This window comes from Vibrio sp. 1580 (assembly GCF_033340055.1).
In genome coordinates this window covers 1-13344 of sequence record NZ_JAWOVT010000023.1, presented here as the reverse complement: position 1 = coordinate 13344, position 13344 = coordinate 1, and the positions used below count along the sequence as shown (strand labels likewise).

Genomic DNA, 13344 nt, shown 5'->3' with positions numbered 1-13344 from the left:
GGATTACTCACCCTCTTGATGACGGTTTGCGCCACAAAAGCTGTGCAATACGCTTTTGACGCGTTCTTCCATGCGATAAATAATGCTTGATTCACCGGCTTCAATCTGGACGTCACCTCGATTGAGCGATGGCTCAACAACTAACGTCCAGTTGCGACAATCAAGGTCTTCTTCACCATAAGCTGAACGAATAATCGCGACATCTTCTGGATTCAGGTGCAAGGTAATAGGGTGGCCTGATATTGGTAGTGCTTCGACCGACTGCTTCACTGTATCTAAAATAATTTGAGGGTTGGTTTGTACTTCAACGTGCACCACTTCTTTGACTAAACAGAGCACCATATCCACTAGCTGCTTTTCAACCTGAGCATTCATCAACTCCAAAGGTTGAGCAAACTGATTGGCCAAGTTCATGAAGGTTTCAACTTGCTGCTGAATGTATTCTTGCCCTGCAGTTACCCCTTCAGCTTTTCCGAGCTCGAGACCTTCAGCATGGCCGGCTTGCAACCCTTCTTCTTTACCTTTGTCGTAACCTTGCTTAAAGCCAGCTTCCTGACCTTGATGTAAGCCTTCTTGATAAGCACCTTGCTTAATCAGTTCAATTTGCTCTTCGGTTAGCGCAAGTGGCTGCTCTTCTTCAGGCTCATCAAAATTCGGCACCCATCCCGGGTCATAGTTGAACGCGGTTTGTTTTGCTTGTTTGGCTTTAGGCTCGCCATAATCAGGCAGCCCCCAACGTTGAGGTTCGATCATCGAATCATCTTCATCAGGACGGATAAATCCACGTTTTCTATCGCCAGCCATGGGTTACCTATTGTGTGTTCGATTAAGAAGTGAGGGTGCTCCGCAATAGGATAATTGCGAAGCAATAGAAATTATAAGAATTCGTCAGCACCGCCAGATAGCATGAGCTCACCAGCATCCGCCATTCGACGGGCAATTGCTAAGATTTCTTTCTGAGCGGCTTCTACATCTGCCACTCGTACTGGCGGCATCGCTTCTATGTCATCACGCATCATATCAGCAGCACGTTTAGACATATTCTTGAAGACTTTCTCACGTAACGAGTCATCTGCACCTTTGAGTGCTTTTTGCAACACGTCTTGTGGTACGTCACGCAGCAACTTCTGAATACCTTGGTCGTCCACCTCGACTAAGTTTTCGAAGACAAACATTAGGTCTTGGATTTGCGTCGCCATGTCTTCGTCCTGATCGCGAATTTGTTCCATCAACAAACCTTCGACGTTGTTGTCTAGGTAGTTCATGATCTCCGCTGCTGCTTTCAGGCCGCCAATTTTGGCTGCTTGTGCACCCGCTTGACCCGCGAACTGTTTCTCCATGATTTCGTTCAGCTCTGCCAATGCTGATGGCTGAACTTCTTCAAGGTTGGCAATACGCATCATCAGATCCAAACGCACGCGCTCAGGGAACTGAGACAAAATCTCTGCAGATTGGTCTGCTTCTAAATAAGACAGTACGATAGTTTGAATCTGTGGGTGTTCATTGACAATAATGCTCGCCACTTGGCGTGGGTCCATCCATTTCAAAGAATCCAAACCCTTTGAGCCCGTACCAAGTAGGATCTGGTCAACTAAGTTGTTGGCTTTGTCTTCACCAAGAGCGGCAACCAATGCATTACGCATAAAGTCTTCGCTGCCCATACCAATGTTGGTGTATTTCTGGATATCCTCCAAAAACGCACGATGAACAGCAGATACCTTGTCTTGGCTGAGATCCTTCGCGCGAGCCATCGCACTACCAACACGCTGAACCTGTTTTGGTTCTAGGTGACGGATAATGCCAGCTGCATCTTGTTCATTAAGGCTCAGTAGCAAAATTGCCGCTTTTTCTTCGCCAGTAATGGTTGAAACATCCAGCTCTACTGGCATTCCCGCGGCGTTGTCATCTTGAGGTACGATATCGTTAGCCATTGTCATTCATCCAGTTTTTCACTACTTGAGCAGCCAGTTCAGGTTCATTCGCAACCAGAGCGCGAACCGCTTTCAATACATCTTCATCTTTATGAAGGTTTGGCAAATCAATACTTGAGCCAAACTCGAACAGTTCGCTGCTTTCGATGTCACTGCCAATCAAGCTAGTTTCACCATCCGCACCAATCGGCAAGCCGTCTGGTCCGTACATTTCGTCTTCATCATCGCTGGTAGGGTTAAGCAATTTCTTCATTGCTGGGCGAACCAGAACCAACACAACCACAATAATCACTAATGCACTTGCGAACCAACGAACCCAATCACTGAAGTTAGGGTGCTCCCAAATTGGTGGTTCTTCTAGCTGCTCAGCCTCTGGCTCAGCAAACTTTACACTCAATACATTCAGCAAATCGCCACGGCCTTGATCAAAGCCAACGGTACCAATTAATACTTGGCGAATGGCATTGATTTCAGATTCGGACATTGGGGTATAAGTCACTTCACCCGTATCAGGGTTAACTTGACGACGGTCTTTAATCGCAACAGAAACGGTCTGACGAGCCACTGTCCCGGTCTGCTTTCGCTCGTGGCTGATGGTCGTATCAAGTTCAAAGTTACGCGTGGATTCTTTACGAACTGAACCCTGCCCCATGACAGAACCATCTTTCATTTGAGCCACATCTTGCGGAATTGAGGCATCCGCTGGAGGCTGATTACTCAACGCACCCGGAATACCCGCTACCATGTTACCGTTATTGTAATCTTCGAGTGCGTACTCACTGCGAGTCGCAGGGGTGTTTGGATCAAAGCGTTTGCGGGTTTGTTCAACCGCACTGAAGTCCATTTGGATATCAACCTGCGCCGTATAGTTGCCATAACCTAAAATGGGTAATAGTACGGAATCAATTTTTTCGCGCAGCGCTTGCTCTTGGCTGCGTTCTAATTCTTGTTCTTTGCGTCGCGCCGCAGAAGCGGGATCTTGGGAGCCTGAGCTGAGTAAGCGGCCATGCTGATCTGTGACGGTAATTCGAGAAGTTTTCATTCCCGGCACAGCACTAGCCACCATGTCGACAATAGAATCCACTTCTTGTTGCTTAAGGTTCGTGCCTGTCGACAATGTCAAAAATACCGACGCAGACGCTTCTTGGTTATGACGCACAAACACGCTGTGCTTTGGCAGTGCCAATAACACTCGTGCTTTGCGAACTTGCTTCATTTCTTCAATTGCTTGAGCCAATTGGCGCTCTCGACTGAGTTTGAGACGCTCTTGCTCGAGACGTTGTGAAACACCAAAACCCATGTCTTGCAGCAAAATATCATCGCCCGCTTCTGTAGCTTGGTTAACGCCGGAACGAACCATGCCAAGTTTGATCGAGTTGTACTCACTCGATTCAACAGAAACAGTATTGCCATCAAGCTTATAATTGATTTTCTGCTGGTCCAGATAATCCAGAACGGGGATCAATTCTTCGGTCTCATACGCACCAAGTGGGCGCATTTCCGGTTCTTTGACCCAAAAGAACAGCATCACGATCAATGCGACACAGATGGATATCGACAGCACAAGCACAACCTGACGAAGTAAATCGAGGTCGCCCACTGCCATATCGAATTTTGACGCACTACGCTCCTCTAGATCTGGATTTTGACTCTCCACATCCACATCGGAACTTGCTACCAGTGCACCATCTGAGCCGCCTTCAGTGACGGTTAAATCTGTAGACTTGTCTGCCACACTTATTACCTAAATTACACTGGCATGTTCATGAGATCTTTATATGCCTCAACGAGTTTATTGCGAATTTGAACCGTCGCATCAAAAGCGACACTAGACTTGTTACGAGCGATCATAACGTCAGAAAGGGATACATCGGCATCACCACGATCAAAACGGGTTTGTAAATCACCAGATGCTTTTTGAAGTGTGTTTACGTTATTGATGGCTTTAGTTAGGAGATCGTTAAAATCTGCTCCAACTTTCGCCCCACTTGCAGTAGGAGCCGTATTGGTTGCTTCTACCATCATGGCGCGCATTTCTGCCTGAATACCATCAATTTTCATTAGCACCTCTAAGCCAAAAGATTGACTATTAACAAAACTGATTATTGACACAGCAATTAACGTGCCATAAGACATTAGCAATCAATTTACTTACACTTTTTGTCTTATGGCCGTTGTCTGTGTTAATTCGGGATATCTATACCAGCATCACGCATTTTGGCAAGCTTATAGCGCAAGGTTCGAGGGCTTATACCCAGTTTCTCCGCCATTTCTTTGCGTCGACCATTACACTCAACCAAAGTCTCCAAAATAATGGCGTATTCTTGATCGCGCAGCTCGCTGCCTAAGCCTTCTCCACCAGTTACTGGGCGGCTGACACTCTCAGCTTGCGCAACTGGCTTAACATTGGGCACGACCATATCTGCATTTTGCACCACGTGTTGCAAGCTATTGGCATCTTGCCAATCTACGCCCTCGAGCAAAATGTGCTCTGCATCGATGTCGCCATTTTCACTTAATATCAGCGCTCGTTGAACCACGTTATCCAATTCACGAACATTACCCGGCCAAGGGTATTGCAATAGTTTTTCTAACGCAACGGTCGAGAATTGAGGCACTGGCATGCCCATTTTGCTGCAATGACGCTCAGCAAGATGCTTGGCAAGCGGTGCAATATCGCCTTTACGTTCTTTAAGTGCAGGCCACGCAATTGGGAATACATTCAGGCGGTAATATAAGTCCTCTCTGAAGTTTCCTTCTGACACGTATTGCTTAAGATCACGGTTACTCGTCGCTAACACACGAACATCTAACTTGATGCTTTTGCGACTGCCTAGGCGCTCTACTTCGCGCTCTTGTAGAACACGCAATAACTTCGCTTGCAGGTTCAAGTCCATTTCGCTGATTTCATCAAGCAAGATTGTGCCACCTTGCGCTTGTTCGAACTTTCCTGGGCATGCCTGAACAGCACCAGTAAATGCGCCCTTTTCATAGCCAAACAGTGTTGCTTCGAGCATATTGTCAGGAATCGCGGCACAGTTAATTGCGACAAAAGGACCATTTTTACGATTTGACGCGTTGTGAATATAGCGCGACATCACTTCTTTACCTGAGCCACTCGGACCTAGCACCATAACATTCGCATCTGTACGTGCCACTTTATCGGCCAACGCGAGTAAACGTAGACTTTTCTCATCAGCAACGATAGCGTCACCGTTGTCATCACTTTTTATCGGTGCATAACGACTGACCATATTTAGCAACACTTCTGGTGCAAATGGTTTCGCCATGTAGTCGATCGCGCCATCTTTCATTGCAGACACGGCATCTTCAATATTGGCGTACGCCGTCATTAGCAATACTGGTAAGTTAGGCCAATTCTGCTTGATGCTTTTGAGCAGAGCTAAGCCACCCATACCCGCCATTTGCACATCAGAAACGACGATATCAACCGTATTCGATTTCAGCTTTAACAGTGCATCTTCAGCACAGTCCGCTTCCAACCACTCATACCCTGCCAGAGCCAGAGTATCGACTAGGGCTTCACGAAGACCTTCATCGTCTTCTACGATCAGCACTTTGCTTTGCGCCATTATGATTCTCCAGAAATTGTTATTACCAAAAGCCGCTTATTGCGCTTCTGTTTGCACTCGCTCTAGCGGAATGCACATGGTGAAGCAGGCTCCATCACCCTGCTCTGAAATAAGTTCCAATCGACCGTCATGGGCACGGCAAACCATTTGAACAACTGCCAACCCTAATCCAGTTCCTTGAGAACGTGTGGTAAAAAATGGCTCCATGATTTTGGCTTGCAGTTCTTCGGGCACACCCGGTCCGCTGTCTTGCACAGAAATGCGTAACTCACCATTTACCGGGCGGAAAAAAATATCGACTTGCGATTCTTTACCAGACATTTGAATCGCATTCATGACCAGATTACTTAATGCAGATGCAATGGCGTTCGCATTGCCTAGTAGCTCAGTTTGTTCTTCTTCAACTTCTAGGCAGTAATCAATACTGTTGTTTTTTAGCGCGGTTTCGACCATCGGCTGATATTCCGCTACCAACTGGGCAATCGTGAATGGCTTAATGACTTTATTATCACCACCTTTAGCAAAAAGCAGCATATCATTAACCTGCTTTTCCAAATCGTGCAGTCGATCCATTAATTTGGTTTGGAAGCGATCTTTTGTCGCTGGAGGAAGATTTGGCGCTCCCAAATTGGATGCATATAACATAGCGCTCGACAGCGGCGTTCTTACTTGGTGAGCAAGCGACGCAACCATACGTCCTAACGACGATAAGCGCTGTAAATCACTGACACGAGCTTGAAGTAAACGGGTTTCGGTTAAATCGGTAATCAGGATCAATTGACCTGTTGTGGACGCCGAGATGGCGAGTCGAACTTTACGGCCATTCCGCAGGGAAACTTCATGGCCATCATCTTCACGTGGGTCAAACACCGCCTGGATAACGTTGAACCATTTTTCGTTAACCAGTGGAATCTCAAGAATTCGGTGCGCTTCTGGATTTGCTTCACGCACTACTCCGTACGTATCGAGCAAAATCACTCCAGCAGGCATCACATCGAGCACCTGTTTGTAGCGCTCAACCTGATTCTCTACGGAATCTAAATGGGATTGATTGGTGTTGTTATCCATTACTGCCTGTCGAAATATCGCCGCTAAAACTAAAATAGCTTGGTAAGCAATTAGCGTACCAAGCTATTTTCTATATTTATCAGGACGTTAAGCTATCGACAATAAGTTGACACTCAGAGATAACGGTTTTGGATGCCAGAAAAACGATGTTAACTAGCACAAGTGATAATTCAGATATCGTCTTAAAACTTCACTTTACCTAGCGCTGTAAGTTGTACTTACGCATTTTTTCCACCAGCGTAGTACGTCGCATACCCAGCATGTCGGCCGCTCTTGCTACAACGCCACCCTGCGCTTCTAATGCTTGGCTGATCATATTAACTTCTAAATCAGCTAGCAGTTCTTTCAAATTAACCCCTTCCGGTGGCAGCGCTTGCGGGGCGTTCATGCTGTGATCAAGGTCGTCTTGATCTTCAAAGCTAAAATCTTCAGAGAAGATATCTTGGAATACATCACGCTCTTGCTCTTCCACCGAAACAAATGGATTGCTCTCTGGTTGGAACTCTGGGATGTCACTGTAGCGATATTTGGTTGGTAGATGGTTTACATCCACCAAGCTATTTGGATACAGAATAATCATTCGCTCAACAAGATTAGCCAACTCGCGTACGTTGCCCGGCCAGTTATGCTCCATAAGTGAGTTGATTGCACGAGGTGTAAAGCAGATAGGTTGTCCGCCTTCCGCCTCTAAACGTGTCATCAGTTCTTGCAGCAGCAATGGTATATCTTGTTTGCGCTCTTTCAGCGCTGGCATCTCAATTGGAAACACGTTCAGGCGATAGAACAAGTCTTCTCGGAACGTGCCTTCTTCAATCATATTTTCTAGATTACGGTGTGTCGCCGCCACCACTCGAACATTTACCTTGATGGTACTATTGCCACCTACACGTTCAAAGCAGCGTTCTTGCAATACACGAAGCAACTTTACTTGCATCGACATTGGCATATCGCCAATCTCATCAAGAAAGATCGTGCCACCGTCTGCGAGCTCAAATCGACCTTTACGGGCAGTTAACGCACCAGTAAACGCGCCTTTTTCGTGACCAAATAATTCGCTTTCTAGGAGCTCAGGCGGTATTGCACCACAGTTAATAGGTACAAATGCGCCATCGCGGTATGAAGAATGATAGTGGATGTTACGCGCAACAACTTCTTTACCCGTACCGGACTCACCTAAGATCAACACGTTTGCTTCCGTGTTTGATACTTGCTCAATCAGGTGTCGAACTTCTTGAATACCTCTACTTTGACCAACTAAGCTGCGAAAAAGCGTGTTTTTGCGTGCACTAGCAACAACATTCACTCCTTTTCGCCCCAGAAAATCTTTGCAGTGGCGTAACGCTTCACTAAGCTGTGGGTAATTAAGCGGCAGCTCTAGTTCACCAACAAAATTTGGAAGATCATCAACAGGCAAAGGAAAACGGCCCATGACTAGAAGAGGGATGTGGTAAGCGCTGTTTAAATGAGAGATAACCGTACTCGCCGCTTGACCTGCTGGAATATTACCAACAATACAGCACGACCATACGCTAGACCAATCAACATCGCTGAGCTGATCAGAACTGACCGCTTCGCAATTTTCTCCAACAAATTCCAATATATTGCTTAAATTTAAACGACTTGATGCGTCATCATCAATTACAAGCAGCTTTGCCAAACCATGCATAAGTAAGAATGATTGCCTTTATTTTAGGTGCGTTGCGGCCAAACCTTGATTTGCGCAATTGGGTGCTAAAGAAGGCAGAACCACCACACTCAATTTACGATAGACAAAATAGGAAAATCAGCAACAAAAAAGCCATTAGGGCTACTAATGGCTTCTATTTTATTTGAATATAAAAATAAGGCAACCAAGCAATGGAGAGGTGTGAGCTTGATAGAAACTTTGCTACACAACTCGTTGCGCAATTGACAAATATATTCGTCTAGTATCTTAACGCATTGTTTTGACTATTAAATACCAACTTCAGCAGCGGTAAGATTATGAAACTCTGTTGGGATTTGGTCCCAAGCGGACTTGATCTCACGGATAATGTCGATAACGTCATCGATCAGCTGAGGCTCATTTTGATGGTTAGCAGCAGAAATTTGCGTGATCATAAACTCATACAGTGAATCTAAGTTTGAAGCAATATCACCACCGTCATCCATAGATAGACAGCTGCGTAGCGCGATAATGATGTCTAACGCTTTACCCAAGCGCTCACCTTTTGCTGGAATATTGCCTGCTTGCATGGCTGCTTTACCTTGAATAAGGCGCTCAATCGCACCAGCCATAAGCATTTGAATGACTTTGTGCGGAGAAGCCGCGCTAAGCTGGCTGTCGACTGATACCTTTTTGTATGCTTGCAAAGAACCGCGCATAGTAATCCTCTTTTAAATAAATTTTTTGTACTGCTGAAGTGAACGCTGGCCATAACGAAACTTATGGAGCTCTTTTCCGACCTTTGACGTTTCCGATTGCATCAGCTCGACAATTCTTTTGGTACGAGTTAGCAACGCTTGCCACTCTGCATCCTGCTTAACCAAAGGATTTTGATGAATAATTGGTAACAGGTTTTGCAATAACCGTTCCCTGATATCGACCAAGCGAAGAATTTCTTCAGCATTAAAATCAATTTTTTCTAATTCTTGCGTAATTAGTTGATCTATATCACTAATTTCCATGAGTTCTTTTTGCATTTATTAACCCAACGCACTCATCAAAGCGCCTAACTGGCCTTGCATTTTACCGGTTGCATCTTGCATCGCGGTAAACTTCGCATGAGTACGCTTCTCTAGGCTTTCCATGCGGCGATCTAATGCCGCTTGATCGTCACTCAAACGGTAGTTTTGTTCTGTGAGACTTTTTTCTCGAGTACGAATACTGCCTGTAATACCTGTGATACCGTGAATCGCATCTTCTACTCGTTTAGCAAAACCTGTGTTGCCACCGAAGAACTTTTCTAACTCGTTGAAGTTATTGTTCAACTGGCGATCTAGCATGTCATAGTTGATTTCTAGGGTGCCTTGACGTGTGGTCGTAATGCCAAATTCTGTTAAGGACTTTAGGTTTTCAGGTGCTTTATCGATTCGAGTAGAAAAGACCGATTTTAATCGTGAATCTGCACTGCGTACGGTGCTGTCACCTGACAACGGCCCTTTTTGACCAGTTACCGGATCCACACTCGCCAACGCTTGGGAGGTTTGATAAAACGAGTTATACGCTGCCACAAAGTTTTCGATATCGTTGCGTACACTTTGACGGTCGTACTCGACACCAATTTCAGCAGGCGGTTTATTCGGTTCTGATTTGCCTTTTAGCGTTAAATCAACACCTTCGATCGCATCTTCAATCACATTGTTGTGGCTAGATAGCTTTGCCACTCCATCAAGCAGAACTTCTGAATCTTGCCCTGCTTGTACTTCTGTCATCCCAAGGTATTCTTCAAAAGCAGATTGTGCCTTTGCGATTTTCGCTTCTGCTTCATCAATTTTTTCCAGACGCTCACGTTCTTGAGGATCAAGTTTAGCGCGATGAATTTGCTTAGCTTGCGCTTCGGAAAGTTCACCACGTGCCACTTTTTCGTCTAACGCTTGCTTTTCACTCGCAATTTTTTGCTCGATTTCCGCTTTTTCTTGCTCAAGAAGCTGCTTAGCCTCTTTCGTCGTAACGTAAGAATCGGTTAGGGTGCCCGATGCGGCATTATTCCAGCCTGGAACATCTGGTGCCTTCTCTATTGCCTTTTCGTCGAGTTCGAGCTCTGGTTCTTCATAAGAGTCCAACAAAGTACCTGACGCAGTTTCTGTCCACCCTGGAATTCTGTCTTCAGGGCGTAAACTCGCGCGTCGGTTGGCTTCATCAATGGCTTCTTGACCAGCTTTGGCTGCTTCTGCACCCGCCGCAGAGATTGGCGCTTGCGATGCATCATCTTGTACATCGTCTGCCGCTTTTTGCTCTTCTGGAGGTAGAGGATTGCCGTTTGCATCCAGCTCTTCTGCTGGTTGTTCCGGAAATTTAAGAGGACCTAAGACATCTTCCGCCGCTGAACGAGCTTCTTCAAGCGCGTTGACGCGGTCTTCAAGTGTTTGGTATTCGAAATATTTAAGAGGGTTGCCTTTTTCTGCCTCCACACTGACTCTGATTTGATGATCCTTACCAGAGAGGTTAGAAGCAAGGATAAGGCGTGGACCTTCGACGTCGTTAATAAGAGATGCACGAACGCCAGGGTTATCTTTAGCGCCATTGATGCCACGTACGACATCGATGAGCTTAGATCGGGAACGAACATCGATATTAAAACGCTCATCACCAAGCGAAATCTGCAGCTTACCAGGGCCAAATTTTGCGTCTTCTGGCAATACGTCAGAAGCGACTTTATGGCTCTGAGCAAGCTGCAACACATCGATAGCATATTTGCCAGCGATAGCATCTGTGGTTGCCGTGGCAGATACAATATTGTCATTGGTCGTTTCGACGGTGCGAACGGCAAATGCTTTCTCCTGACGAAAGTTCGCCATGAGATTTTTCATCGTATCCAATGATTCTCTGAGTCGTCCGTAAGCACTGATACTGGCATTAATTGTCGTGCGTTCGTTGTCGATGCGTTGCTGCTTTGGTACGCGTTCGGCATCCACAATTTTGCTGACCATGGAATTAATATCCATGCCGCCAGACATCCCCAAAGGGCCTAAACTCATCAAATCACCTCTAAAAACGACTTACACTTTTTCAGTCAACAACCCGCTGTTGGCTGTGTGCTCAGCTAGGCGACGCAATACCACTAGCATTTCTTCATCAGGAATTTGACGAATCACGTCACCGGTATTGGCTTCATAAATCGTCACCACATCTCGTCCGGATTCTTCATCCACTCGAAATGCGACTCCTTTGTTTATGGACGTGACAAATTCATTCATTTGTGCGACCAATTTTTCACGTTCTTCTTTGTTCAGTTCTTGACGGCTTTCAGCCATCTCGATCGCAGCTTGAACAGAGAAGTCGTATTCGGTGTTTTTCGCTTTTTGCGGCGAAATCTCACCATTTGAATTTGCTGGGCTAGACGTGCCTATATCATTGCCATTTTTATTTGCAAACTTTGTGCCATTTGGCGTGCCGTAAGGCTGGATGTTCGATGCGTAGGAGGATATATCCATTACAATCTCCCTTCCACCTTATGGGCTAACGATAGAATCTATCGCTTTGGTGCCCCAGCACTAAGGTGTTGACCTCAGGCTGGGTTTACCACTTAGCCCAACAAGCTTAGCGCTGCAGATGGAGACTGCTTCGCTTGAGCCAGGATTGAAGTACTTGCTTGCTGAAGAATTTGCGACTTAGTCATCGCAGTGGTTTCCTTCGCGTAATCAGTATCTTTAATACGGCTTTTAGACGCGTTAACGTTCTCGTTAATGTTGTCTAGGTTGCTGATTGCGTGGTTGAAGCGGTTTTGGAAAGCACCGAGTGAAGCTCGTTGGCTGTCTACGGACTTAAGAGCGCCGTCGATAACCGCTACTGCTTCTTGAGAGCCAGCTACTGTGGTTACGTCGATGTCTTTCACTGTTACGTCTTTCGGACCACCAAAGCCGATCTCGTCTGCTAGGTTGCCAGAAAACTCAACATCACCTTCAACTTTTTGAGAAGAAGCAAATACTTGTAGTTTGCCATCTTCGCCAACAGAGGCTTTTACATCATCGTTTTGACCGTTGATGTATGTCGCTAGCTGTTCAATATCATCGCCTTGCTTAGCGCTGATTGATAGCTCTTTCTCTTCACCCTGCTTGTTGGTGTAGCTCATTTTGAACTCTGTTTTCTCACCAACAGTCCAAGATGCGTCTTTACCCTCTTCTGCTGCGTAGCTCTTACCACCCATTGCTGAAGTGTCTGAGCGTAGGTTACCCATAGAAAGCATCACTGCTTCACCTGAATCCGCCCCGATTTGGAAAGACTGAGTACCGTAAGTACCGTTTAGAAGCTTGTTACCACCGAAAGAGGTAGTTTCAGCAATACGGTTTAGCTCGTCGTTTAGCGCTGTTACTTCTTCTTGGATCGCTACACGTTCTGCTTTTGAGTTAGAGCCGTTCGCCGATTGAAGCGAAAGATCACGCATACGTTGTAGGATGTTGGTAGATTCATTCATTGCACCTTCAGCAACCTGTGCAATAGAAATACCGTCGTTTGCGTTTTTCACTGCCATGTCTAGGCCACGGCTTTGTGCATTCAAGCGGTTTGAAATCTGTAGACCTGCAGCATCGTCTTTCGCGCTATTGATTTTATAACCCGAAGACAAACGCTCCATTGATTTTTGTTGACCGTCAGCTGCCTGGTTTAGGTAACGCTGTGCAGTCATCGCAGAAACGTTAGTATTAACGTTAATCGCCATAATTGATCTCCTTAAGGCTTTAGTGAATGTACCGTCGTGTCTCTCACCTCACTTAGGTACATCTCATTTCTCTCAGTCCCTTTAACGGCGACCGATGAATATCCTTTAGAAGAAATTTTCAATTTTTTGCGATTATTTTCTTTGGCTTACTGAAATGTGATGAAGCTCTAATGTCGTGATTCGCAGAAATCCTGGGGGCCCAAAAGACAGAAAAAAACCCAGCCGAAGCTGGGTTTACTCGCTCATCTCTCACCACGAGCCAATGAGGTTCTCGTCTTAGGTTTGAAATTAACCTAGCAGACTTAGCGCTGAGTTTGGCGCTTGTTTCGCTTGCGCAAGGATTGAGCTTGACGCTTGCGATAGAATTTGTGATTTGGTCATTGCCGTCGTTTC

Annotated in this window: 13 protein-coding genes; all 13 read right to left on the bottom strand. The window is 45.8% G+C overall.

What is annotated here, in order from left to right; genetic code table 11:
* Window positions 1-3: 3 nt before the first annotated feature.
* Window positions 4-804, bottom strand: coding sequence for a flagellar assembly protein FliH (fliH, locus tag R7093_RS22655; protein ID WP_047102856.1), 801 nt, complete (start codon window positions 802-804; stop codon window positions 4-6).
* Window positions 805-875: 71 nt separating this feature from the next.
* Window positions 876-1931, bottom strand: coding sequence for a flagellar motor switch protein FliG (fliG, locus tag R7093_RS22650; RefSeq protein WP_005380470.1), 1056 nt, complete (start codon window positions 1929-1931; stop codon window positions 876-878).
* Window positions 1924-3666, bottom strand: a complete 1743-nt coding sequence (gene fliF, locus R7093_RS22645) for a flagellar basal-body MS-ring/collar protein FliF (protein WP_005380462.1) — start codon at window positions 3664-3666, stop codon at window positions 1924-1926. The genes fliG and fliF overlap by 8 nt, the downstream gene beginning before the upstream one ends.
* Before the next feature lie 14 nt (window positions 3667-3680).
* Window positions 3681-3992 (bottom strand): flagellar hook-basal body complex protein FliE, encoded by a 312-nt coding sequence (gene fliE / locus R7093_RS22640; protein WP_005384482.1) that lies wholly within the window; start codon window positions 3990-3992, stop codon window positions 3681-3683.
* Window positions 3993-4114: 122 nt separating this feature from the next.
* Window positions 4115-5524 carry a sigma-54-dependent transcriptional regulator gene (locus R7093_RS22635; RefSeq protein WP_005394318.1) on the bottom strand — a complete coding sequence of 470 codons (1410 nt, stop codon included), beginning with the start codon at window positions 5522-5524 and terminating at the stop codon, window positions 4115-4117.
* A 36-nt stretch (window positions 5525-5560) separates the two neighbouring features.
* A complete protein-coding gene (locus R7093_RS22630) occupies window positions 5561-6592 on the bottom strand; it encodes a sensor histidine kinase (protein WP_005380459.1) in 1032 nt (343 codons plus the stop codon).
* Between the two features lie 199 nt (window positions 6593-6791).
* Window positions 6792-8258, bottom strand: a complete 1467-nt coding sequence (locus R7093_RS22625) for a sigma-54 dependent transcriptional regulator (RefSeq protein ID WP_005384490.1) — start codon at window positions 8256-8258, stop codon at window positions 6792-6794.
* A 287-nt stretch (window positions 8259-8545) separates the two neighbouring features.
* Entirely contained in the window at window positions 8546-8956 is a 411-nt protein-coding gene (fliS, locus tag R7093_RS22620) for a flagellar export chaperone FliS (RefSeq protein ID WP_005380457.1), read from the bottom strand.
* 12 nt (window positions 8957-8968) lie between these two features.
* Window positions 8969-9274, bottom strand: coding sequence for a flagellar protein FliT (locus tag R7093_RS22615; protein WP_005380456.1), 306 nt, complete (start codon window positions 9272-9274; stop codon window positions 8969-8971).
* Between the two features lie 3 nt (window positions 9275-9277).
* Entirely contained in the window at window positions 9278-11272 is a 1995-nt protein-coding gene (gene fliD, locus R7093_RS22610; RefSeq protein WP_047102855.1) for a flagellar filament capping protein FliD, read from the bottom strand.
* A gap of 21 nt (window positions 11273-11293) precedes the next feature.
* A complete protein-coding gene (gene flaG / locus R7093_RS22605) occupies window positions 11294-11728 on the bottom strand; it encodes a flagellar protein FlaG (protein WP_005384493.1) in 435 nt (144 codons plus the stop codon).
* Between the two features lie 92 nt (window positions 11729-11820).
* Window positions 11821-12951, bottom strand: a complete 1131-nt coding sequence (locus tag R7093_RS22600; protein WP_005380449.1) for a flagellin — start codon at window positions 12949-12951, stop codon at window positions 11821-11823.
* A 288-nt stretch (window positions 12952-13239) separates the two neighbouring features.
* The coding region (locus R7093_RS22595; RefSeq protein ID WP_254661342.1) for a flagellin at window positions 13240-13344 on the bottom strand (105 nt) is incomplete at its 5' end.

Bases quoted from the DNA above. Each gene is read 5' to 3' on its own strand.
- fliD (WP_047102855.1), bottom strand. From the start codon at position 11,272: ATGAGTTTAGGCCCTTTGGGGATGTCTGGCGGCATGGATATTAATTCC.
- R7093_RS22600 (WP_005380449.1), bottom strand. From the start codon at position 12,951: ATGGCGATTAACGTTAATACTAACGTTTCTGCGATGACTGCACAGCGT.
- R7093_RS22615 (WP_005380456.1), bottom strand. From the start codon at position 9,274: ATGCAAAAAGAACTCATGGAAATTAGTGATATAGATCAACTAATTACG.
- fliH (WP_047102856.1), bottom strand. From the start codon at position 804: ATGGCTGGCGATAGAAAACGTGGATTTATCCGTCCTGATGAAGATGAT.
- R7093_RS22635 (WP_005394318.1), bottom strand. From the start codon at position 5,524: ATGGCGCAAAGCAAAGTGCTGATCGTAGAAGACGATGAAGGTCTTCGT.
- fliE (WP_005384482.1), bottom strand. From the start codon at position 3,992: ATGAAAATTGATGGTATTCAGGCAGAAATGCGCGCCATGATGGTAGAA.
- R7093_RS22625 (WP_005384490.1), bottom strand. From the start codon at position 8,258: ATGCATGGTTTGGCAAAGCTGCTTGTAATTGATGATGACGCATCAAGT.
- flaG (WP_005384493.1), bottom strand. From the start codon at position 11,728: ATGGATATATCCTCCTACGCATCGAACATCCAGCCTTACGGCACGCCA.
- fliS (WP_005380457.1), bottom strand. From the start codon at position 8,956: ATGCGCGGTTCTTTGCAAGCATACAAAAAGGTATCAGTCGACAGCCAG.
- R7093_RS22630 (WP_005380459.1), bottom strand. From the start codon at position 6,592: ATGGATAACAACACCAATCAATCCCATTTAGATTCCGTAGAGAATCAG.
- fliG (WP_005380470.1), bottom strand. From the start codon at position 1,931: ATGGCTAACGATATCGTACCTCAAGATGACAACGCCGCGGGAATGCCA.